The following is a 23,174-nucleotide window of genomic DNA, read 5'->3' as shown; positions in this document are numbered from 1 at the left end:
TGTTTTATTACAAACTTTTATTTATATTCGTCTTTTAAAAAGAATATTACTATGATTAATGTTGTAGATTATTTTTCTGTTTTAGAAAAGGCTCCTGATTTATTTAATAAAATTCAAGAAAAAGTGTTTTTGAAAACAGAAATCGATATTGTTTATTCTGATATAAAAAATTGGGAAAGATCAAATTTGTTATCTGAATATAATGAATCCGAAAAAGGAAACTGGAATAAAATTAGTTATTCTGAATATGTATGGATGAAAATTGTAGAACAATTAAAAGATTTTGGTTGTAATAACGAAGAAGTTTTATTACTAAAAAAACAAATAGTTAGTAAATTTAAAGTAAAGGACTATATTCTACTATTTGATGAAATAAAGAAAATTATTGGGGATAAAGATTTTGAAATATATTCTCAGTTATATATAGAATTAAACAATTCTGATCCTGAAAAAGAATTTAATTTTAATATTTTAGATATTTTTATAGTAAATATTATTTATACAGGAGAACAACTTTCTTTATTTATAAGAAAAGATGATTCACAACATTTTCTACCTTTTTCTAATACAATGTTAAAAGAATATAGTAATTATAGTATAAGTAGTTTAGTTGATGATTTTCTTAACTTTCCTTTCTATAATATTCCCATAAGTAATTATGTTTCTAAATTTTTAAGTAATAGAAAAGATGTAAATCATAATTTGTTTACTATGATAGTATCGGAACAAGAAAGTAAATTATTGAAAATTATAAGAAAGAATTTTGAAAAAATTAAACAAATAAAAGTAAAATATAAAACAGGTAATATTGAATTAATTGAAGTTACTACAATAAAAAAAGTTGCATTAGAAAGTAAAATAATCAATCACATAAAAAAGGCAGATTATAAAAAAATAACTATAGATATTGCTAACGGAAATATAGTAAACTTTGAAGATACCGAAAAAATAAAATTATGATACTGAAAAACTCAGATCAATAAATAAATAGTAAGCTTATCGTAAAAAACGAAAGTGATGCACATGTTAAGTAACATGGTTTCATTTAAGCAGTGTAAGAAAATTTTAAACAAAAATGAACTAAAGTATTCAGATGAAACAATTCAAGAAATTAAAGAGTTGTTAGAATACTTTGCAAAATTGACTGTAAAACAATATAATAAATCGAAAAGCAATGAAAAGAGCTGCCATAATGTGTCGTGTAAGTAGCGATGAACAAGCTAAAGGATATAGTTTGGACATTCAATATGAGCAATTGGTGAATTATTGTAAACGCAATAATATAGAAATTGTAAAAGAATATAGAGAAGACCATTCGGCTAAGAATTTTAATAGACCAGAATATCAGAAATTTCTAAGTTTTTTAAAAAAGAATAAGAATAGTATTGATTTATTGTTGATTACATCTTGGGATAGATTTTCCAGAAATTTAACAGACTCATTAATTATGATGAGAACTTTAGAAAAGTATGGGGTTGAGGTTCAGGCAATCGAACAACCAATTGACATGAGTATTCCTGAAAATAAGGCAATGTTAGCTATTTTTTTGGCTATTCCAGAGATTGATAATGATAGAAGGTCAATTAAAATTAGAGGGGGAATTAGAGCTGCTTTAAAATCTGGAAGATGGTCTAGGATGGCTCCAATTGGATACAAAAATTCAAGAGATGAAAAGAATAAACCAATTGTAATTCTTAGTCACAATGCAACTTTAATTCACAATGCATTTAAAGATTTTAGTGAAGGAAAATTACAAAGTGATATAATTAAAGATTTAAGAAAAAAAGGAGTAATTATTAGTAGAAGTAATTTTTCAAAATTACTAAGAAATCCATTTTACATGGGTAAAATAATTGTTCCAAAATTTGAAAATGAACCTACACAAATTATTGAAGGTATTCATGACGCAATTATTTCTGAAAATTTATACTACAATGTACAAGAAGTTTTAAGCGGTAAAAAATCAAATAAAAAAATAGGATATTCATTTCAAAGAGAAGAATTTCCTTTAAGAGGAATTTTGTTTTGTTCAAGCTGTGAAAGTAAGCTAACAGCAAGTAAATCAAAAAGTGCTACCGGCAGAAGATATTCTTACTATCATTGTAATAATTGTCACAAAGAGCGTTTTTCAGCTGAAATTGTCAATTCAAACGTTGAATCAATACTTTCTGAATTTAAATTCACTCAAGAATCAAAAATTTTGTATGAATTAATGATAAAAAATATGCTTCAATCAAAATCAGAAGAAAGTAGTTTATCAAAAGAAAAATTATCAATTCAATTAAATGAGCAAAATAATCGCATTCAGAAATTACAAGATTTGTATGTTGATGGAAATATTGATAAAGAAAATTATATGCAAACCATGCAACGCTATGAAAATGTAAAAAGAGATTTAGTTGATAAAATAGATTCAATTCAAGTGACTAGTTTTGAATATAATAATTGGTTGAAATCAGGAATTCACTTTTTGAATAATCTTGAGAGTTTTTATATTAACGGGGGAGTTAAAGAGAAACAAGCTATAATAAGTTCGATATTTCCAGAAAAAATTTATTTTTTTAAAAACAAATGTCGAACTCAAAGAATTAACGATGTTTTAAGATGTATGTTGTTGATTAATAATGGTTTGGAAAATAAAAAAAGTGGACAAAACTTCCAAAATTTGGAGTTGTCCACTTTAGTGGAGTCGGAGAGAATCGAACTCTCGTCCAAACAAGCAATCAAAAAGCTTTCTACACGCTTAGTTTCTTCTTGAATTTTCGACCAAAAGCAAGGCTAGAAACCGCCACTTTTAGCTTAGCTTTATAAATGTCAAGAAGGATTTAAAGCTTTACCTTCTCTAGGTTTACTTTTACGGTTCCCCTATATCAACCGCCATAAACCAAGGCTTTTGAGGAGAATCTAGCTTTCCTACCTTGTAGGAACTAGGCAAATCTTACTATAATTCAGATTAAGCAGCTAAAGCGTAATTATTTTCGCCGTTTATAAGTTCGTACATTTGGATTTACGAGCTAAACATACAACGCTCGACGTGCTTACTAATCAATTCCACTCGCTGTCAAAACCAGTCGACCCCATTGTGAAAATTAGTTTTTTGAATAACATATTCATCAAAAAGTGAGCCAAAAGTACTATCAAATTTTCAATAAAAAAAACTGTTGTGCAAACAAAGGTAAAAAGTTATATTTGTAACATTAATCAAATGTTTGGTTACAAAATAATTTTTAGCATGAAGTTTGGTATTATTAAAGAAAGAAAAAGCCCGCCAGATAGAAGAGTGGTTTTTACTCCAGAAGAGTTGGTTCGATTGCAATCTGAACATCCTGAGGCAGTTGTAAAAGTTGAAAGTTCAGATATTCGTGTTTTTTCTGATGAACAATACCAAAATTTAGGTATTAAAGTTGATACTGACGTTACAGATTGTGATGTTCTTTTTGGGGTTAAAGAAGTTCCAGTTGATGCTTTAATTCCGAATAAAAAATATTTTTTCTTTTCACATACTATTAAAAAACAACCATATAATCGTAAATTATTACAGGCAATTCTTGAAAAAAACATTGAATTGTATGATCATGAAACTATTGTTGACGCAACTAATAGAAGATTAATAGGTTTTGGTAGATATGCTGGAATTGTAGGAGCATACAATGGATTTAGAGCTTTTGGAATTAAATATGATTTATTCACTTTAGCAAAAGCAGAAACTTTGAGTGGAAAAGATGAGTTGATTGCTCGTTTAAAGCGACAAACACTTCCAAATATAAAAATTGTGCTCACAGGTCATGGAAAAGTTGGAATGGGAGCCAAAGAAATTTTAGATGGTATCAAAATCAAACAAGTTAATGTTACTGATTTTTTAGCTAAAAATTATACGCAACCTGTTTATACACAAATTGATGTTCTTGATTATAATAAAAGAATTGATGGACAAGTTTTGACTAACGAAGATTTTTATAAAAACCCACAAGAATATACTTCAGATTTTGGTCGTTTTACAAAAGTAGCCGATATATATATGGCCGGACATTTTCATGGAAATGGAGCACCTGATATTTTAACACGTGAAATGCTTCAAGCACCTGATAATAAAATCCAAGTAGTGGCTGATATTTCATGTGATGTGGATGGTCCGGTAGCATGTACTTTAAAAGCGTCGACTATTGCTGAACCATTTTTTGGCTATTTGCCTAGTGAACATAAAGAAGTTTCTTATACACATCCAGCTTCAATTATGGTAATGTCGGTTGATAATTTGCCTTGCGAATTGCCAAAAGATGCTAGTGAAGGATTTGGAGAAATGTTTATGCAACATGTAATTCCTGCTTTTTTTAATGGTGATAAAGATGGAATTCTTGAAAGAGCAAAAATGACAGAAAATGGTAAATTAACTCCCCGTTTTTCTTATTTGCAAGACTATGTTGACGGAAAATAATTTTAAAAAGATACACTTTCAAATCCCGATTATTTCGGGATTTTTTGTTTATTTTTAAAGTTAAAAATAATCTAAGCAAACGTTTTCGTTAATAACTATTGCAAAATGTGTTTGTTGGTAGTTGTATATAAATGTATTTTTATAAAAAATTGTTGTTCTTTTTTTAGAATTAGTGAATATATAAATCAAAAAAAAGAATGAAACTATCAAATTATAAATAATACAACATAATCCACATGAAAAAACTATCGCTATTTTTATTCTTGTTTTCAGGAATAATTGTTCAAGCTCAAAGTATTTTATCACCATCAAAAAATATCAGCTTAGAATTTAAACTTTCAAATGAAGGTAAACCAACCTATAAAGTGGTTTATAAAACTAAAGAAGTAATTAAGGAGAGTACACTTGGAATAGTATTGAAAGATAATCAAGCTTTAGAGACCGGTTTTTCGGTACTTAAACAAGAAGTGAAATCGGTAAATGAACCATGGAATCCTGTTCTTGGTGAACAAGCTACAATCCAAAATAAGTACAATCAAGTAATTTATTATTTGTCACAAAAAGCAACCAATAGAAAAATCAATATCATTTTTAAAGTATATGATGAAGGTATTGCTTTTAGATATGAATTTCCTAAGCAAGAATACTTAAACTACTTCATTATTTCTGATGAAAAAACTGAATTTAATTTGGTAGAAAATCACAAAGCATTTTGGATTCCTGGTGATTATGATAGTCAAGAATATGCTTACAATGAAACGAAAATTTCTGAGATTGACAATTCTAAACTAGATTTAAATAATGGAATAGGAGTAAAATCAATAGCTAGTCAATCTAGGGTACAATCGCCTTTAATGCTGAAATCACCAAGTGGTATTTATATGAATATTTTTGAAGCAGCAGTTGTAAATTACCCAATTATGCATTTAGATGTTGATACTAAAAACTATAGTTTAAAATCGAATTTAGTACCAAATGCTATTGGTGATAAAGCCTATTTGCAAACACCATGTATATCACCTTGGAGAACAATTATGGTTTCAAGTGATGCTCGCGATATTGTTAGTTCTAAAATGATTTTAAATTTAAATGAACCTTCAAAAATTGAAGATACTTCTTGGATCAAACCAATGAAATATGTTGGCGTTTGGTGGGAAATGCATGTAGGAAAGGCAACTTGGGATTATGCAGGAAGTCAAAATGCACAAAATGCAGCTGATGGTCAATTAAAACCGTCAGGAAAACACGGCGCAACAACTGCTAATACAAAACGTTATATTGATTTTGCTGCAAAGCATGGTTTTGACGGTGTTCTAGTAGAAGGCTGGAACGTAGGTTGGGAAGACTGGTTTGGAAATTGGAAAGAGAATGTATTTGATTTTGTAACACCATATCCAGATTTCAATTTAAAAGAAGTGAATGATTATGCTAAATTAAAAGGAATAAAAATGATTATGCATCATGAAACTTCTGGTTCTGTTGCAAATTATGAACGTCATTTGGATAGAGCTTTTGAGTTGATGCAACAGTTCGGTTATCCAGCTGTAAAATCGGGTTATGTTGGTAGAATTATACCTCGAGGAGAATTTCATGATGGACAAACAATGGTAAATCATTTTAATTTTGTGGCTCAACGCGCTGCTGATTATAAATTAATGGTAAATTCCCACGAAAGTTCGCGCCCAACAGGTTATAACAGAACATATCCAAACTACATTGCTGCTGAAGCGGCACGTGGAAATGAATTTAATGCTTGGTCAGTGGGAAATCCACCAATGCATGAAACTATTTTGCCGTTTACAAGACTTCTTGGAGGGCCAATGGATTATACACCAGGAATCTTCGAAATAAAAATGAGTTATTATGATGCTACTAAAAAAGAGCAAGTACATACAACATTAGCTAAACAATTAGCACTTTATGTTACAATGTATTCACCTTTACAAATGGCAGCAGATTTACCAGAAAATTATGAAAGATATCCTGATGCTTTTCAATTTATAAAAGATGTTGCTGTAAACTGGGACAACTCTATTTATTTAGAAGCAGAACCAGGAGAATACCTTACAGTAGCTAGAAAAACTAAAGGGAAAGATGAGTGGTTTGTAGGTGCAATTACAGATGAAAAAGCTAGAAACACAGAAGTTAAGTTAGATTTTTTAACTAAAGGGAAAAAATATAAAGCGACCATTTATCAAGATGGAAAAGACGCAGATTGGGAAAAAAATCCAAAATCGTATGCTATAAAAACTATACAAGTGACTTCAAATTCAAAAATTAAGTTAAATTTGGCTAATGGAGGTGGAACAGCTATTAGTTTCACTTTAGTAAATTAAACTAATAAAAAAACCAAACCAAACTAAATTATGAGTACAAACCAAATTAAAACAAACTGGGCACAGTTTATTCCTTTAGTAACTGTTTTCTTCTTTTGGGGTTTCGTTGCTGCGAGTAACGATATTTTAATCCCTGTGTTTAAAAAAGCCTTCGATTTAACTCAAGTGCAAAGTCAATTAGTTTCATTAGCTTTTTACATTGCATATACAGTAGGATCATTAATATATTTATTAATTTCTTACTTAACAAAAGGAGATTTAATCAATAGAATTGGTTATAAAAATTCTTTAGCCTTAGGATTAGCCATTTCTGCATTAGGAACTTTATTATTTTATCCGGCTGCAAATACGGGTTCATTTACATTAATGTTGTCAGGATTGTTTATTGTTGCTCTTGGATTTTCATTACAACAAACAGTTGCTAATCCTTTAGCAATTGCTCTAGGTCCAATTACGACAGGTTCTCAGCGATTAACATTAGCTGGAGGAATTAACAATTTAGGAACAACTATTGGTCCATTAATTGTAAGTTTTGCTATTTTTGGTTCTGCAACTTCTGGAAATACAGATATGAGTATTGAAAGTGTTAAGATTCCATATTTAATTTTAGGAGCTGCATTTTTATTAGTGGCTATATTACTTAAATTTTCTTCATTGCCAGATAAACCTCAAGCAATAGTAGAATCTGAGGGAGAATTAGCAACATCTAGAAGTTCTGCATTAAAATATCCACAATTAATTCTAGGGATGATTGCTATATTTGTTTATGTTGGCGTTGAGGTGTCTACTGCAAGTAATCTACCAGCTTATATGGAGAAAAATTTAGGTTTTTTAACTAAAGATGTTGCACCTTATATTTCGTTATATTGGGCCAGTTTAATGATTGGTCGTTGGACGGGTGCTGTTGAAGCATTTACAGATAATATGAGTATGCAAAAAGTATTACGTTTTATTGCTCCTTATCTTGCTTTTGGGGTGTTCTTATTTGTGAATGCTATTGCAAAGCATGATTTAACGCCATTTTACGTTTATGCTTTGATTATTTTGGTTTTAATTGTTGCAGATATTGCTAGTAAAGGGAATCCAGCAAGGATGTTATTGATATTTTCTGGTTTAGGAATTGCTGCGCTTCTTACTGGTATGGCTACTGATGGAATGGTTAGTGTTTATGCATTTACAAGTGTAGGACTGTTTTGCAGTACACTTTGGCCTTGTATTTTTACGTTAGCAGTTAGCGGTTTAGGTAAGCATACAAGTCAGGGTAGTAGTTTTTTAATAATGATGATTATGGGTGGCGGTTTTGTAAGTCTATTACAAGGTTATGTAGCAGATGTAACCACAATTCAATCAAGTTACATTATTGGAGTTTTATGTTTTGCATATTTAGCTTTCTACGCATGGAAAGTTTCAGGAATATTGAAAAATCAGGGAATTAGTTTTGATAAAAAAGTAAGTGGAGGACATTAAATAATTTGTCTTTTTTAATAAGTAAAAACTCCGAAAGATTAATTTTCTTTCGGAGTTTTTTAAATTATTATTTATTCCATTCTATCTTTCTAGAAAAATACATTACTGCTGCTAGAATTAGGAATAAACCAATACTGCCAACCAATAATGCATAATCTTCAAGTTGAATAATAACGTATATGAAGGTATATAATACTGTCAATGAAGTACCAATAAAAAGAGGAAACTTTTTATCTTTTAAAATGGATATAGAATACATTGATATTAATGCAATAACTGCGCTTGCTGCAATTCCATAAGCTAACGAGAAACTGCTATGTTCAGTAATTGAAATCAATAAAGTGTAGAACATAATTAACGCTATTCCAATCATAGTATATTGAAAAATATGGATGTTTATTTTACTTATAGATTGAATTAAAAAGAAAATTAAAAAGGTTAATCCAATTACTAAGAAGCCATATTTTGAAGCACGCTCATTTTGCTGGTATTCGTCAACAGGAGTAATAAAATCTACAGCTAAGCTATATTTGTATAAAGAAGGTAGCGATTCAAAATATTGTTGAGCAAAAGGTCTATTGAAATGTAATATTTTCCAAGTTGCTTTGAATCCTTCATCAGTAATTGTTCTACTATTTGGAGCATAATTCCCATTAAAATTAGGTGAATTCCAGTTGGAAGTCATGTTTACAGTAGTTGTTTTTCCAATAGGTACTATTTTAATTTGTTGACTACCATTAAAGGCAATATCAAATTTAAATGAAGTATCTTTTTGCATAGCGGTGTATTTAAAATAATTAGTCTCAAGGCTTTCTATGCTATCTGTAGTTTCAGAATTTGCGGGTTCAAAAGTTAGTTCTTGATTGTTTATTTTGATTTTAACTTCATCTTTTAAGCTTTTTAAATTAGAAGTTTTGATTACAATTTTTGAATGATTCCAATGAATGTTTTCGGGTGGGATATTTTTAAAGTTTGGATTTGAAAACTTGCCATTGTATTTCATTCGTGTAGTAAAAACGTTGGACTTATAAATGCTTCGTTCTAATGGTTTTTCCATCGTTGTTTGAATGTTGGCTTCCAAATTTTCAGGAAAGAAATAAGCAAAATTATTTTTCTTAGTAATTGGGTCTGTATAAAGTACTTTTAAAATTGGTCCATGAAAAGCAATTTTTTCACCCCATTTTGAGGTGGTTTCTGTAACGACTTCTTTTTGTCTAATGCTTCGTTCTGTTATTAATTCTTGAACTAAAGCTAGCGGAATTAATAGCACTAATGTTAGAATTCCTACCATTATCATTTTTGCTGTTGACGATTGAAAAATGGATGTTCTTGGTTGTTGTTGCATTTGATTTTCCATGATTGTTTAAAATTTAAAAAGATGAATTTGATGTTATAGAGTATATTATGATAAATAAATATGTTATTGCTACAGGTATATTAGCTAATAATATTATCGTTTGCTTTTCGATTGTTTTTCTCTTGTTTTGTTGAGTTATCCAATCATAGACTAGCTTTAAAAGCATAATTCCATTAATTGTAATGGCAGACATTACATAGAAAAATCCAATAATTAGTATTTCATCAAGGTTTTTAAAAGCAAAGAAAAGACCAAACAAAAATGTGCCAATTGTAAATGAAATAATTGCCATTTTTACTGCTATTGGCCATTTCAAAAAATCTGTTTCCATAACTTTATAGTTTTTAATTTAGTTTCTGTTGCGATGTTTTTTGTTACTTCTATGATTATAAAGCATATAATTCCTAGAATCATCGTGAGGTTAATTAGTTTGTTCATTTTATTTGATATTAAATGTTTGTTGAATATGTTGAATAGGAATAGATAATATTTTATAAAATTCTAAATCATAAAAACGATGCGCTTGTTTTCCTTTTTTATAGTTTCTAATGAAGCTTTTATATTCAAAAGGATAGAAGAGGAGTCCAGTACTTATTACAATAAATACAAATAGGCTTCTTTTTCCATTGCCTAGCAAATAAAATTGCATATCAATTTCGTCTTTTACAGTAATTCCTGTGTTTGTTAATACATGAAAAACATCGTGTTCTTCAAGACTAGCTTGTATATTGAAATTGTATTTCAATAAAAAGCAACCATAGTGAAAACCTAAGCTTTCTTCGGGCAATTTTAAAAAATCTTGTATGGTGATGTTCCAAGATTTCGTTTGTTTGAACATAAATTGATACGGCACTTTAATAATTCTATATAGTGTTTCAATAATAATTTCTTTCATTTTAAATATTTTAAAAGTACTTTGAATTTCAAAGTTGATATGTAAAAAAATAGAGTTAACTTTTTTTAATCAATTTTTCAAGTGCATCAATGTGAGCAGTAAAAGCGATTCTTCCTTCTTTGGTAGCACTATATTTTGTGTTTGGTTTTTTACCAATAAACTGTTTTTCAATTTGAATATAATTTTCTAATTCTAATGCTTTTGTATGCGACGCTAAATTGCCATCAGTTACGCCTAAAAGTTCTTTCAACATATTAAAATCTGCACTTTCATTGACCATTAATACCGACATAATCCCCAAACGAATTCGGTGATCAAAGGCTTTGTTGATATTTTGGATGATGTTGAGCATTTGATGGTAAAGGTATGAAGTAATATTAATAATTATCAAAAATGGTTTCAACCAATGTTGAATTATACAACTGTGATGGTGCTACAACCGCTTCATCATATGGAATATTATTTCCATATCGTTCTTTCATAATACTTTGAACTAATGGATTTTTAAGATTAAAATCTTTCAATTTTTTTGTTTTGCATAATTCAATATTTGCACCATTTTTATATATTTTCCAGACTAGTTCAGAACAATATATTTTTTCGTCAGACCATTCAAAATATAAATCATAATTTTTGTTATTCATTGTGTTTCCATAGGTTCTCATTTTTTTTAGAACTTCTGTTGTGAGTATTTTATTTGCGTTTTTCAATCTTTGAACCGCATATTTGGCATCCCTTCCTTGAGAAATCCAATCTTCAAATAGGGTCATTTTTACAGGTTGTACGGCTTCATACACGTAAGTTTTTCCATCTTCAATAAAAATAATACCACAATGCGAAAACTTTGAGTCAGTTGCAATTCTAACAGCTTCACATTGTTTAGATTCTGAAGTTTGATATATTATATCTCCATTCTGAAAAGTTGTACTTTGTACATCATTTTTTTTACAGTTAAAAGAAATAAAAAGTAACCCCGTAATAATTAATGTTAGAATTTTTTTCATTTTCTATCATATTTAAAATACATTAAACTTCCGTATAAAATGTGGCCAATTCCAAATCCTAACATCCAAAAAATCAATACATATTTATAAAAATATACTGCTAATAAACCGAAAACGGTGATTGTTATTCCTAAATATCTTACATCTCCTAAAGTATATTTACTTGCATTTATACAAGCCATTCCATAAAACAACAGTGTGGTTGGTGCTATTAAATCGTAATATTCACGCTGTAAAAAAATTATTATTAAAATCCCACCTGTAACTAAAGGAATTGAGAAATTAATAAGTAATCTCTTTGAAGTAATATCCCATAATTTTTCTCCTAACTTTCTAGATTTACTCATACTTAAATAGATTCCAGTTAATAAAGACGCTAGAATGACTGAAATTGCTATAATGATTAACTGTTTTTCTAATTTTTGAGCACTAACATAATTAGGATAATCAATCTTGAAATACTGATTTACTAAGAAATTGGCATAGCCACCACCAATCAAAGCATAAATACCTGCCAAAATTCCTGATAAACCACTTAATGAAATAAAACGAGATGATTTGTTCATCAATTTTTTTATTTCGGTAATGTCTTCTAAATAATTTTTATCTTCCATTTTAAAGTACTTTGAAATACAAAGTAAATAATAATAAATTTAATCAACAAACTTTTTTAATTATTTTTGATAAAATTAATTTTAATGAAACCTACAGAGGAATATATTTTACAGCAACCAATAGAATATCAAACAATGATGTTACATGTGTTGACTGTAGTTAAGCAAGAACTTCCGCAATCTGAAGTACTCTTTAAATGGGGAATTCCTTATGTTTATTACAACAAAAAACCATTTTGTTATTTAGCTCCTAATCAAAAAAGAAGTTTTTTAGATGTTGGTTTTGCTAAAGGTTTTCAACTAAAACGAAATCATGAAAAATTAGTTGATGAAAAGCGCAACACAGTTAAATCGTTACGTTATTTTTCGATTGAAGAAATTGATAATGTAATTTTGATAGATGTCATTCGTGAGGCAAAATTATTATACAAATAAAAAAGTCGCAAATTCAATTTGAACTTACGACTTTTAAAATGTTTTGAAAAATGGTTTAAATTCTAAAAATACCACCCACACTAATCATTCGTTGAAGAAACCAAAAATGTTGTTCTGCTTTGTCTGCTGAATCACTTGTGGTTCTAATGTCATTCATTTCAATATAACCACCTTTTAACTCTGTTTGAATGAAGAAATATTTGAAAAAGGTAAAATTCAATCCCGCTTTTGCAGATACACCATATCCAGCAATATGAAATTCATCATATCTTTCTTTTCCTAAAAGTTTAGTGTTTGTTTTTGGATATAACAATCCTGCCCCTAAGCCTTCAGTTATATTGATTTGGAATTTATCTGTATTTGGTAATCGAAATATACCTGAAATATCATCTACTCTCGAAAATTCTGTATTCACATAATTCAAACCATCAGTGTGTTCGAAGGTTAAAAAATCTTCATCTAATGTTAGTTCATTAGCAGTTGGATTTTCGTTATATGTGCCTGCATTTGGATAATAACCAGAATAATTTACAGTTCTGTCATTATACATTACATATTTCATATGATCAACACCAATGGAAATGTTGTAATGGTCTGTAATAAAATAACCTATTCTTAGATTAGTTTGTGGAATAGTCATTCGTAAAGGATTTACATAGTCGCAATGCCATCCTTTTGGTTTGTCATGCGCAGCTACATCATGAATAGTAAAGTCATAATCAGCACCCTTAAAACGAATATCTGATCTTGAATAAGATTCGCGGTTTCCTCCCCAAAAAATATAAAATTTACCTTTGTTTTTGCTCGTGTATTTTTCAGGATTTTCGACTGTTTCTTGCGAAAAGGTGTACTGTGAAAAAACACAAAAAGTTAGTACAGCCATTAAAAATGGATGTTTCATTTGAAGTTATAAAAATTTAAAATTGATTTACAGTTTTGCGAATAGCTACAAGTTTGGTCATTAATCCTTCGAAATAATCTAGGTGCAACATATTAGCTCCGTCACTTTTTGCATTTGCTGGGTCAAAGTGAGTTTCGATAAAAATACCATCTACACCAACTGCAATTCCTGCTTTTGCAATAGTTTCAATCATATCAGGACGACCACCAGTTACACCAGTTGTTTGATTGGGTTGTTGTAATGAATGAGTTACGTCTAATACTGTAGAAGCATATTGTTGCATGGTAGGTATTCCTCTAAAATCAACAATCATATCTTGATAACCAAACATAGTACCTCTGTCGGTTACCATTACGTTTTGATTATTGCAATCTAATACTTTTTGAACAGCGTGTTTCATACTCTCAGGACTCATAAATTGTCCTTTTTTTAAGTTAACTGTTTTTCCTGTATTAGCAGCAGCAACAACTAAGTCTGTTTGACGAACTAAAAAGGCTGGGATTTGTAAAACGTCTACATATTCAGCAGCCATTGCAGCATCTTCGTTAGTATGGATATCTGTTACAGTAGGTACACCGAATTCCTTTGAAACTTTTTGCAAAATTTTTAACGCTTTTTCATCTCCAATTCCTGAAAAACTATCGATTCTAGATCGATTTGCTTTTTTGAAAGAGCCTTTAAAAACGTATGGAATTTGTAATTTATCAGTAACAGTAACTAGTTTTTCAGCAATTCGCATAGCCATTTCTTCTCCTTCAATGGCACATGGTCCAGCTAGTAAAAAAAAGTTACCACTCTCAGTATGTTTAATTTGCGGAATGTTTTGTATATTCATTTGTGTTGATTTTGAAGTCGCAAAGATAAAAAGAAAAACCTTCTAAACAGCAGTTTAAAAGGTTACTTATGTTACAGAATTAAAAATTGTTTTTTATTATTCTTTACTTATCGTTTTTTTTATTCTAAATCCTTTTGGACACACTATTTTTCCTTTTTCAAAAGTATTGAAATAAAGTGTTACCTTTTTTTGACTTTCAAATGTAATTTCATAAACACCTATCGTACCAGCACCCATTAAACTGTTTTTGGTAGGAAAAGGGCAACAGGTTTCGATTTTTTTATAATTAATTTTTTCTCCATTGGGACCTTCTAATCCGTTAAAAAAATATTGAATGTTGATGTCTTCTTGTTTTTCATTGATAAAGCCAATATTTATTGGGTAGTCTTGATCATAGCCATACTTTTCATCTGTAGCATATTCTGTAATAAGATATGCTTTATCTTTTATCAAAGGACGAATTGCGGTGCTGTCAACATTTTTCAATGTCGATTTTGTACTTACACAGCTTGTTAGAAGAAGTGCTGTTACAATTGAAAAAAAATATTTCATGCTAAATTATTTACTTATTGAACCTGTAGTTTTTGTTTTTAAAAGATATGCAACAATCGAGCCAATTACAACACCAAATGATAATCCGTCAGAAATATTTTTCCAAATAGAGCTAGTTAAAGTGGTGAATTCTTTAGCTTCTTTTAATGTTAATTTTTTACTTAAAACAATTTGGTTTATTGTGTTTTCTAGGAAATCTGGACTAATAAATTCGTGAGTAATAAACTGAGTTATCGGACTAAAAATTACAATTATAAATGAAATTACAATGGCAGAAATTAATCCTTGTTTCCAGTTTATATTGTTGTTGTAATATTTTTTCTTTTTTTCAAGAAGGGCTAAAAAATATAGCACAAACGTTGGAAAAATATACAATAGGTTAAATAGTGGTTGCCATTTTATTTTCTCAGAATGAAAGCCTAATTCTTTTTCTAAAGTCATCCAAGCTAAGAAAATAATGATTGAGATGATTGCCCATTTAATTTCTATTGCAAATTTTTTCATGTTTCTATTTCTATTTATTGTTACATCAAAATTAGCCTAATTTGTAACATTTGTTACATAAACCAATCATAATTTCTATTTTTGTACAAATTTGCAAAAAAATATGGAATTTATCTACGGAACTTGGCATTGGTCTATTTCTGGTTTTTTAATTGGAATAACAATGCTTATTTTAACCTACTTTGGGAAATCGTTTGGAATGTCTTCAAATCTAAGAACATTATGCTCTATGGCTGGTGCCGGTAAGTTTAGCGACTTCTTTAAAATGGATTGGCGTGAGCAAAAATGGAGTTTGGCAATTGTATTAGGAACTATTGTTGGTGGATTTATTGCTTATCATTTTTTGTCAAATGGGAGTGGTGTTAATCTCAATCCAGAAACTATTACACAATTGCAAACATTAGGAATTGATGCGCCTAATGGTAAATTATTACCAGACGCAATTTTTAGTATTGAAATGTTGCAAACTCCAAAAGGATTTGCAATATTAATGATAGGAGGATTGCTAATTGGCTTTGGAACTCGTTATGCTGGTGGATGTACATCTGGCCATGCTATTTCAGGTTTGAGTAATTTGCAATTGCCTTCACTTTTGGCTGTAATTGGATTTTTTATCGGAGGTCTAGTTATGGCACATTATCTTTTACCAATAATCTTTAAAACAGCATAAGCATGAAGTTAGCTAGATTTTTTCTAACAGGAATTTTTTTCGGAATTGTTTTAACTAAAGCAGAAGCTGTTTCTTGGTATCGTATCTATGAAATGTTTCATTTTCAATCGTTTCATATGTTTGGAATTATTGGAACCGCTCTATTTACAGGGATTATAGGGTTACAAATTATAAAAAAGAAAAAACTAAAAGATTACAATGGTTTCCCAATTAAAATTATTGAAAAAGAGAGAGGTTTTTGGAGATATATTATTGGAGGATCGATGTTTGGTTTAGGATGGGCATTAGTAGGAAGTTGTCCTGGTCCAATTTTTATATTATTAGGAACTGGAACATATGCAATTGCTGTAGTTTTGCTAGGAGCTTTATTAGGGACATATATATACGGATTATTAAAAGATTATTTACCTCATTAAAGTTTCGTTAAAGTAACAAATATTGCATTAATATTGTACGTGGTTTTTGTAATTTTGAGAAGAATTAAAATCAAAATATTATGGAAACAACAATATATATACAAAATTTAAAATGTGGTGGTTGTGCAAATACAATTACTAAAAATATAACTTCAATTGAAAATGTGACTAATGTGTCGGTTAATGTTGAAGAAAGTTCAGTTACTTTCATATATGAATCTTTAGAGAAGTTAGTAGAAGTAAAAGATAAATTAAAGTCGTTAGGATATCCCGAAGATGGTGAAGCTAATACTTTAGGTTCAAAAGCCAAATCCTATGTGAGTTGCGCAATTGGAAAAATGAGTTAGATTTTGTTTTTATTACAAAAATGAATATTCATATACATTTGTTACAGTTATAAATTATTAATTATGAAAAAAAGAATTTTATTATTTGCATTTGTTTTATCGTCTTTGTTAACTTTTAATTCATGTAGTAGTGACGATAATAGTCCTTCAACTTCTGGAAATATAGTTGGTAAATGGGAATATTACAAAGAAGGAGAAATTGTAAACGGGAATGAATATTTAGATTTGTATGTGCATTCAGCAGGCTGTACTAAAGATTATTCTGAATTTAAATCTGATGGAACTTTTGTTGATTATTATTATAATGATGTTTGCTCACTCAATACTGATTCAGGAACTTATTCTAAAGTTGGTGATATCTTGACAAGAGATGATGGATTTGATGCGCAACAATACACAATACTACAATTAGATAATTCAACATTAAAAGTTAAGTTTACTTATACAGATGCAGGTGAAACTTTTACAAGTGTATTGATTTTTAAAAGAATAAATTAAATTATATAAAAAAGTCCCGATTTAATCGGGACTTTTTTATATAATTTCAGCGTTTAATCCTGCGTCTATTAGGCCAAGCCATTGAGGTTTTAACTCATCAATATGACCTGTCTTTACAGTACATTTTCCTTTATAATGAACTAATAAAGCACATTGTTCAGCTTGTAAATCATCGTGTTTACATACTCTTACCAAAGTATCAATAACATGGTCAAATGTGTTTACATCATCATTATGTAATACAATTTCATTGTTTACATCAACGGCTTCTTTTTCTAAAAATTTTTCTTGTACTTTTTCTATCGTGCTCATTTTCTTTTAGTTTGAAACTTGTATTACAAAAATAAAATTTAAATTGTAAACAACAAAATTCTATTTTCTGAATTTTAGTGCTACCCAATTATTTCTTTCAAATTTTTTTTCATAAATCAACCCTTTTGAAGTACAACTTTCTGAAATTACTGGAATATCTTCAGTGTAGAATCCACTTAAAAATAAAATCCCGTTTTCGTTTAAACTATTTACATAAGCTTGCATATCATTTAATAGAATATTACGATTAATGTTTGCAATAATGATATCATATTTTTTTCCAACTAATAAATCGGCATCACCCTCATATACAGAAATGTGTTTGCAATTATTACGTTCTGCATTTTCGATTGAGTTTAAATAACACCAATTGTCTATATCTATTGCATCAATAGGTTGTGCACCTTTCATTTCGGCTAAAATGGCTAAAATAGCAGTTCCACATCCCATATCTAAGGTTTTTTTATTTGTAAAATCTGTTTCAAGAATATGCTGAATCATCATGTGAGTCGTTTCATGATGACCTGTTCCAAAACTCATTTTTGGTTCAATTACAATATCAAATTCGGCATTAGTTTTTTCGTGAAAAGGAGCTCTTACGTAGCATTTTCCATCTACCTCGATAGGTTCGAAGTTTTTTTCCCATTCTTCATTCCAATTCACTTGCTCAATTTCTTCAAAAGTAAATTCAATTTTAAATTCTGGATTGGTTAATATTTGAATATCATCTAAAATATTTTCACTCCACAAATCTTTTTGAACATAAGCAGAAATTCCTGCTTCAGTTTCTATAAAACTTTCAAATGCCTTTTCTCCTAATTCAGCAATTAATATTTCACTACCTAATTCTAAAGGGCTGATAGAAAAATGATATCCAATATATATGTTTGACATAACGTTAATTTTTTACAAAGGTAATATTTACTTAACATACTTAACATTGATTTAATGTTAAGTTTGCACAAAATATACAACAACATAACATATGAAAAAATTAGTAACATTTTTATTACTGATAATCAGCACAATTGCTGTTGCTCAGGATGTAAAAGTAACCACAAAAGACAACGATTTAAAGTTGGCTGCACTTCCATATTATAGTTATGGAAAAGGACTAGGAATAACCTCACCAGATAGTTTATTTCAGTTGAATATTCGTTTTAGAATGCAAAATCGAGTAACTTTTATTCAAAATGAAAATGAAGATGCGGCATATTCTGGAGAAATTAGACGTTTGCGTTTGCGTTTTGATGGATATGTAGGAAATCCACATTTTTTATATGTAATACAATTATCATTTGCTCCAGGTGATGTAGGCGAAGTACATGATGGTGAAAATATAAATATTATCAGAGATGCGGCTATTTTTTATAGACCTAATAAACATTGGAATTTTCTTTTTGGGCAAACTAAATTACCAGGAAATCGCCAACGTGTAAATTCCTCTGGAGCACTTCAATTAACAGACAGAAGTATTAATAATGCTCGTTTTACAATTGATAGAGATTTTGGTTTTCAAGCCTATTATTTAAATGAAAATAAAGATAAATTTTCGTATAATGTAAAAACTGCTGTAACAACAGGAGAGGGAAGAAATTGGACTAAATCGGCAGATGATGGAGTTGCTTTGACTGGAAAATTAGAATTAATGCCTTTTGGTTCTTTCAAAAAAGATGGAACTAATTTTGAAGGAGATGTTGCAAGAGAGGAAAAACCAAGATTATTGCTATCTGGAGCTTTTCATCAAAATAATTTAGCGAGAAGAACACAAGGTCAACTTGGAAACGATTTGTTTGAACAAAAAACAATGAAATCAGTTCTATTAGACGCAATGCTAAAATATAATGGATGGAGTTTAATGTCGAGTTATATGTCGCGTTCTGCTAAAGATCCAATAGCTTTTAATCCAGATGATGTTACGGATTTTAATTATGTACCTGTTGGAAGTGGAATGGATTACCAATTGAGTTATGTATTTCCAACAAATTATGAAATAATAGGTCGTGTTTCAACACAAAAAATGCACGATGATATTAAAGCATTAACACCAGATTCTAAGCAATATTCATTGGGTGTTACTAAATATTTGTGGGAACATGCTTTTAAATTGCAAGGTGAAGTAACTTTGTCAGATTTAGATTATTTTGATGGTAGCAATAAACAAAATTGGTATGTTCGTTTTCAAGTAGAAATCGGAATCTAATTTATAGGAAATATCACGCAGAAACCACAAGTCAGTAATTGATTTGTGGTTTTTTTATTTTCTGTATTTTGATTTCTAAATTCAAACTTCTAATTTTTAAATTGCTTACCTTTGCACTTTATTTATTTTTATTATGTTACATATAGGAGAGTTCAATACTTTAAAAATTCTTAGGGATACTAAAGTTGGTTTGTTTTTAGGAAGCGAAGAAACACAAGAAGATGATGTTTTGTTACCTAATAAATATGTGCCAAAAGAATTTTCTATTGGTGATGATTTAACTGTGTTCATATATTTAGACCATGAAGAGCGTCCAGTTGCAACCACACTTAAACCTTATATTAAGCTGAATGAATTTGCACATTTAAAGGTGAATTATATGAACCAGTTTGGTGCTTTTTTAGATTGGGGATTGGAAAAAGATTTATTTGTTCCTTTTAAAGAGCAAGCACGTCCAATGGAGGTTGGAAAACGTTATTTGGTGTATATGCATTTGGACGAAAAAACTAATCGTTTGGTCGCTTCGAGTAGAACAAATAAGTATTTGACCAATGAAAATATAGAATTAGAGCCAAATGAAGAAGTTAATATTTTAGTATCTCATATTACAGAAGGAGGAATTAACGTTATTATAAATCAGAAATACAAAGGTTTAGCTTATAAAAATGAAGTGTATACTGATGTAAAACCGGGAATGAAAACCATTGGTTACATCAAAAATATTCGTCCAGATGGAAAAATTGATGTATTGTTAAGAAAAGTAGGAGTAGAAGCAATCGAGCCTTCTACGCAAATTATTTTAGACGAATTAAAATCAAATCGTGGTTTCTTGCGATTGACTGATAATTCTCATCCAGAAGATATTAAAACGGTTTTGAAAATGAGTAAAAAGAATTTCAAAAAAGCCGTGGGAAATTTATACAAGCAAAAGTTAATTGAAATCAAAGAAGACGGAATTTATTTGGTTTAATATGACAACAAAGAATAAAATATATCTTTTTCTTAGCCTATTTGTTTTATTACTAACGTTTGTTGCTATTTTTCAAAATTTTGAAACCATTCAATTTATTGGTTTTGAAACCGAAATCATATGGATTCCTATTTGGATTGCTGTCGTCATCTTACCACTTTTAAATTTATATGAAATAGCCAGTAATCCTTCTGATTTTAATGGCTATTATTGGATAAGTTTAGTTTTAAACTTATTGACAATTATTTTTATTCTTCGTTATTTTAAAATAGAGTTGTTTTCTTAAAATTTTCATTAAATGTTTTTTAATCAAAATTTTATCAATACATTTGTATATACAAATATTAAAATGAATCGAAAAGATTTTATAAAAATAATTTCAGGAGCAACAGCTATGGCATCAATTCAACCTTTATATAATTGGTCTAAATCATTGCATGAGGAAGACGAAAAACTTCCCGTTTTATTCATTGGACATGGTTCGCCTATGAATGCAATTGAAGACAATGAGTTCTCAAAACGTTGGCAACAAATGGGAAAAGAAATTCCAAAACCAAAAGCAGTTGTAGTAGTTTCTGCACATTGGTTAACTAAAGGAACAATGGTTACCGCTATGCCAAATCCAAAAACGATTCATGATTTTGGTGGTTTTCCGCAAGCATTATTTGATGTACAATATCCAGCATCTGGGAATCCTGAATTGGCAACTGAAATTCAAAAATTAATTACAAACCCAGCAGTAGAGTTAGACCACGATTGGGGATTAGACCACGGCACTTGGTCGGTAGTGAAACACATGTATCCAAATGCTGATATTCCGGTTTTACAGTTAAGTATTGATTACTATAAGCCAGCTGCTTATCATTATGAATTGGCTAAACAATTATTAGCACTTAGAAAAAAAGGGGTTTTAATTATAGGAAGTGGTAATATGGTTCATAATTTACGAATGGTAGCTTGGGATAAACTAAATCAACCTGAATATGGTTATGATTGGGCACTTGAAATGAATGCTGTTTTCAAAGATAAAATAACAAATGGTTTTCATAAAGAACTAATTCAATATGAAAAATTAAACAAAGCAGCGACTCTAGCAATACCATCGCCTGACCATTATTATCCGCTACTTTATATTTTAGCCTTACAAACAGAAAATGATAAAGTAGAATTTTTCAACGACAAAGCAGTTGGCGGTTCATTGACAATGACTTCAGTTAAAATAGGTTAATTATTCACCTTCTTCATCGTTAAATTCAAATGGATAGTCTCCAAATTTTGGTGCTAGACGTTTGGTTTGATATGGTTTTCTTGAAAATTTGTTTGAAATAGCAATTATAGTAACAGAATCTTTTTGTAAAGTTACGTAAGATGCTGTATTGCCATGCCACCAACCGTTGTGAAAGAAATATTTTTGACCTGTTTCAAATTCTAACATTCGAATACCTAAGCCATAATTTCTTGTACCTTTTCGTTCATAGCTATAACCTTTAAACATTTCGGCTTTCATTTTCTTGCTCAAGAATTTTTCGGAATAAAGTGCCAAATCAAATTGGAGTAAATCGCGTGGCGTTGAATAAATATTTTTATCACCATATACTTGGTCTAGAAATTCAAAGGCTAATCTTAGGTAATTATTTTTATAGGATTGACTAACATTTTCTTTGTTTTCTAAATTATCAAAAACAAATGTATGTTTCATTCCTAGTGGATCAAAAATCTTCTCTTGAAGCACTTGTGGATAAGGTTTTTTAGTAACTTTCTCGATAATTAAAGCCAATAAGGCATAATTAGTATTACAATATCCAAAGCGACTTCCAGGTTTTGATTCTAAACCAATATCTTTTGTAGCTAATAAGGTTAAAACATCTTGATTGGTCAAGGGTTTCTTTTTGTTCCACACACCTTTGTCATCAGTAAAGTAGGCATAATTTCTTAAGCCACTTCGATGATTTAAAAGCATTCTAACAGTAGTTTCTTTGTGAGGAAATTCAGGCAATAGTGTGGTTACAAAATCATCCAACTTTAATTTTCCTTCGTCAACAAGCTTTAAAACAGTTACGGCAGTAATTACTTTACTAACAGAAGCCAAGTGAATAGGTGTCTCAGCGGAGATTTTAATATCTTTTTCTTTATAGGCATAACCGCTGTAGTTTTCGTATAAGATTTCACCATTTTTAGCCACTAAAAAAGAGCCACTAAAATCTTTTGTATTGAATTTTTCATTGAAAAATACTTCTAAATCATCAGCTGTTTTTTTCTTGTAAACAGTTGTTAGCGGTGTAAAATCAACTGCATATTCTGAAACATTTCCATCTTTATCTTTGATGGTTGATTCTTTCTTTTTGTCGGGTTTGTTTTGGCAACTAATTAAAAATATAATAAATAGTAGGCTTGAAAATTTGTTAATCATTATATGGTAAGGA

Annotated in this window: 26 protein-coding genes, 1 other RNA gene and 1 pseudogene; 14 read left to right on the top strand and 14 right to left on the bottom strand. The window is 29.6% G+C overall.

The window, feature by feature from the left end; all coding sequences use genetic code 11:
• Window positions 1-51: 51 nt before the first annotated feature.
• Together VK164_RS11895 and VK164_RS12915 are read left to right on the top strand one after the other, a co-directional pair.
• On the top strand, window positions 52-960 hold the full coding sequence (locus tag VK164_RS11895) for a hypothetical protein (protein ID WP_324209564.1): 909 nt from the start codon (window positions 52-54) through the stop codon (window positions 958-960).
• A 214-nt stretch (window positions 961-1,174) separates the two neighbouring features.
• Window positions 1,175-2,113: pseudogene (locus VK164_RS12915) on the top strand (recombinase family protein); the annotation flags it as partial.
• A 568-nt stretch (window positions 2,114-2,681) separates the two neighbouring features.
• Here the strand turns inward: VK164_RS12915 and ssrA are convergent.
• Window positions 2,682-3,079, bottom strand: a transfer-messenger RNA (tmRNA) gene (ssrA, locus tag VK164_RS11890).
• Between the two features lie 153 nt (window positions 3,080-3,232).
• Between ssrA and VK164_RS11885 the strand changes: the two genes are divergently transcribed.
• The 3 genes from VK164_RS11885 (at window position 3,233) to VK164_RS11875 (ending at window position 8,238) form a co-directional block, all read left to right on the top strand.
• Window positions 3,233-4,435 (top strand): NAD(P)-dependent oxidoreductase, encoded by a 1,203-nt coding sequence (locus VK164_RS11885; RefSeq protein WP_324209563.1) that lies wholly within the window; start codon window positions 3,233-3,235, stop codon window positions 4,433-4,435.
• A 236-nt stretch (window positions 4,436-4,671) separates the two neighbouring features.
• On the top strand, window positions 4,672-6,771 hold the full coding sequence (locus VK164_RS11880) for a glycoside hydrolase family 97 protein (RefSeq protein ID WP_324209562.1): 2,100 nt from the start codon (window positions 4,672-4,674) through the stop codon (window positions 6,769-6,771).
• 30 nt (window positions 6,772-6,801) lie between these two features.
• On the top strand, window positions 6,802-8,238 hold the full coding sequence (locus VK164_RS11875; protein ID WP_324209561.1) for an MFS transporter: 1,437 nt from the start codon (window positions 6,802-6,804) through the stop codon (window positions 8,236-8,238).
• A 67-nt stretch (window positions 8,239-8,305) separates the two neighbouring features.
• Here VK164_RS11875 and creD read toward each other — a convergent pair whose 3' ends face one another.
• The 6 genes from creD to VK164_RS11845 form a co-directional block, all read right to left on the bottom strand.
• Window positions 8,306-9,595, bottom strand: coding sequence for a cell envelope integrity protein CreD (gene creD, locus VK164_RS11870; RefSeq protein WP_324209560.1), 1,290 nt, complete (start codon window positions 9,593-9,595; stop codon window positions 8,306-8,308).
• A gap of 13 nt (window positions 9,596-9,608) precedes the next feature.
• Window positions 9,609-9,926: a hypothetical protein gene (locus VK164_RS11865; RefSeq protein ID WP_324209559.1), complete on the bottom strand. Its 318-nt coding sequence runs from the start codon at window positions 9,924-9,926 to the stop codon at window positions 9,609-9,611.
• 108 nt (window positions 9,927-10,034) lie between these two features.
• Window positions 10,035-10,490 (bottom strand): hypothetical protein, encoded by a 456-nt coding sequence (locus VK164_RS11860; RefSeq protein ID WP_324209558.1) that lies wholly within the window; start codon window positions 10,488-10,490, stop codon window positions 10,035-10,037.
• A 55-nt stretch (window positions 10,491-10,545) separates the two neighbouring features.
• Window positions 10,546-10,842, bottom strand: a complete 297-nt coding sequence (locus tag VK164_RS11855; protein WP_166236747.1) for a winged helix-turn-helix domain-containing protein — start codon at window positions 10,840-10,842, stop codon at window positions 10,546-10,548.
• A 25-nt stretch (window positions 10,843-10,867) separates the two neighbouring features.
• On the bottom strand, window positions 10,868-11,494 hold the full coding sequence (locus tag VK164_RS11850; RefSeq protein WP_324209557.1) for a YiiX family permuted papain-like enzyme: 627 nt from the start codon (window positions 11,492-11,494) through the stop codon (window positions 10,868-10,870).
• A complete protein-coding gene (locus tag VK164_RS11845) occupies window positions 11,491-12,108 on the bottom strand; it encodes a hypothetical protein (RefSeq protein ID WP_324209556.1) in 618 nt (205 codons plus the stop codon). Before VK164_RS11845 ends, VK164_RS11850 begins: the two co-directional genes overlap by 4 nt.
• A gap of 84 nt (window positions 12,109-12,192) precedes the next feature.
• Here VK164_RS11845 and VK164_RS11840 point away from each other — a divergent pair, with 84 nt between their 5' ends.
• A complete protein-coding gene (locus VK164_RS11840) occupies window positions 12,193-12,543 on the top strand; it encodes a DUF1801 domain-containing protein (protein WP_324209555.1) in 351 nt (116 codons plus the stop codon).
• Between the two features lie 55 nt (window positions 12,544-12,598).
• Here VK164_RS11840 and VK164_RS11835 read toward each other — a convergent pair whose 3' ends face one another.
• The 4 genes from VK164_RS11835 to VK164_RS11820 form a co-directional block, all read right to left on the bottom strand.
• Window positions 12,599-13,444, bottom strand: a complete 846-nt coding sequence (locus tag VK164_RS11835; RefSeq protein ID WP_324209554.1) for a hypothetical protein — start codon at window positions 13,442-13,444, stop codon at window positions 12,599-12,601.
• A gap of 16 nt (window positions 13,445-13,460) precedes the next feature.
• Complete coding sequence (kdsA, locus tag VK164_RS11830; protein WP_324209553.1) at window positions 13,461-14,279, bottom strand: 3-deoxy-8-phosphooctulonate synthase; 819 nt, start codon at window positions 14,277-14,279, stop codon at window positions 13,461-13,463.
• Window positions 14,280-14,375: 96 nt separating this feature from the next.
• Window positions 14,376-14,831 (bottom strand): 2-dehydro-3-deoxyphosphooctonate aldolase, encoded by a 456-nt coding sequence (locus VK164_RS11825; protein ID WP_324209552.1) that lies wholly within the window; start codon window positions 14,829-14,831, stop codon window positions 14,376-14,378.
• Between the two features lie 6 nt (window positions 14,832-14,837).
• Window positions 14,838-15,335, bottom strand: coding sequence for a DUF4199 domain-containing protein (locus tag VK164_RS11820; RefSeq protein ID WP_324209551.1), 498 nt, complete (start codon window positions 15,333-15,335; stop codon window positions 14,838-14,840).
• Between the two features lie 103 nt (window positions 15,336-15,438).
• On the opposite strand from VK164_RS11820, the gene VK164_RS11815 reads away from it, so the two are divergent.
• From VK164_RS11815 to VK164_RS11800, 4 genes are all read left to right on the top strand, one after another.
• Entirely contained in the window at window positions 15,439-16,005 is a 567-nt protein-coding gene (locus VK164_RS11815; RefSeq protein WP_324209550.1) for a YeeE/YedE family protein, read from the top strand.
• A gap of 2 nt (window positions 16,006-16,007) precedes the next feature.
• The gene (locus tag VK164_RS11810; protein ID WP_324209549.1) at window positions 16,008-16,421 is read left to right on the top strand and encodes a DUF6691 family protein; all 414 of its coding nucleotides are present in this window, start codon (window positions 16,008-16,010) and stop codon (window positions 16,419-16,421) included.
• Between the two features lie 80 nt (window positions 16,422-16,501).
• The gene (locus tag VK164_RS11805; RefSeq protein ID WP_324209548.1) at window positions 16,502-16,768 is read left to right on the top strand and encodes a heavy-metal-associated domain-containing protein; all 267 of its coding nucleotides are present in this window, start codon (window positions 16,502-16,504) and stop codon (window positions 16,766-16,768) included.
• A gap of 63 nt (window positions 16,769-16,831) precedes the next feature.
• Window positions 16,832-17,266 carry a hypothetical protein gene (locus VK164_RS11800; protein ID WP_324209547.1) on the top strand — a complete coding sequence of 145 codons (435 nt, stop codon included), beginning with the start codon at window positions 16,832-16,834 and terminating at the stop codon, window positions 17,264-17,266.
• Between the two features lie 36 nt (window positions 17,267-17,302).
• Here VK164_RS11800 and VK164_RS11795 read toward each other — a convergent pair whose 3' ends face one another.
• Both VK164_RS11795 and prmA read right to left on the bottom strand, forming a co-directional pair.
• A complete protein-coding gene (locus VK164_RS11795) occupies window positions 17,303-17,578 on the bottom strand; it encodes an ATP-dependent Clp protease adaptor ClpS (protein ID WP_324209546.1) in 276 nt (91 codons plus the stop codon).
• Window positions 17,579-17,638: 60 nt separating this feature from the next.
• Window positions 17,639-18,472, bottom strand: a complete 834-nt coding sequence (gene prmA / locus VK164_RS11790) for a 50S ribosomal protein L11 methyltransferase (protein ID WP_324209545.1) — start codon at window positions 18,470-18,472, stop codon at window positions 17,639-17,641.
• Window positions 18,473-18,563: 91 nt separating this feature from the next.
• Here prmA and VK164_RS11785 point away from each other — a divergent pair, with 91 nt between their 5' ends.
• The 4 genes from VK164_RS11785 (at window position 18,564) to ygiD (ending at window position 21,979) form a co-directional block, all read left to right on the top strand.
• Window positions 18,564-19,781, top strand: coding sequence for a porin (locus VK164_RS11785; protein WP_324209544.1), 1,218 nt, complete (start codon window positions 18,564-18,566; stop codon window positions 19,779-19,781).
• 133 nt (window positions 19,782-19,914) lie between these two features.
• Window positions 19,915-20,751 (top strand): CvfB family protein, encoded by an 837-nt coding sequence (locus VK164_RS11780; protein WP_324209543.1) that lies wholly within the window; start codon window positions 19,915-19,917, stop codon window positions 20,749-20,751.
• A 1-nt stretch (window position 20,752) separates the two neighbouring features.
• Window positions 20,753-21,037 carry a hypothetical protein gene (locus tag VK164_RS11775; protein WP_324209542.1) on the top strand — a complete coding sequence of 95 codons (285 nt, stop codon included), beginning with the start codon at window positions 20,753-20,755 and terminating at the stop codon, window positions 21,035-21,037.
• Window positions 21,038-21,100: 63 nt separating this feature from the next.
• Window positions 21,101-21,979 carry a 4,5-DOPA dioxygenase extradiol gene (ygiD, locus tag VK164_RS11770; protein ID WP_324209541.1) on the top strand — a complete coding sequence of 293 codons (879 nt, stop codon included), beginning with the start codon at window positions 21,101-21,103 and terminating at the stop codon, window positions 21,977-21,979.
• Here ygiD and VK164_RS11765 read toward each other — a convergent pair whose 3' ends face one another.
• The gene (locus tag VK164_RS11765; RefSeq protein ID WP_324209540.1) at window positions 21,980-23,161 is read right to left on the bottom strand and encodes a serine hydrolase domain-containing protein; all 1,182 of its coding nucleotides are present in this window, start codon (window positions 23,159-23,161) and stop codon (window positions 21,980-21,982) included. It lies immediately after the preceding gene.
• Window positions 23,162-23,174 lie beyond the last annotated feature (13 nt).

The organism is Flavobacterium sp. (assembly GCF_035299005.1).
GTDB lineage: Bacteria > Bacteroidota > Bacteroidia > Flavobacteriales > Flavobacteriaceae > Flavobacterium.
Note: the sequence above shows the minus strand (reverse complement) of the source record. Positions and strands in the feature narration are given on the sequence as shown.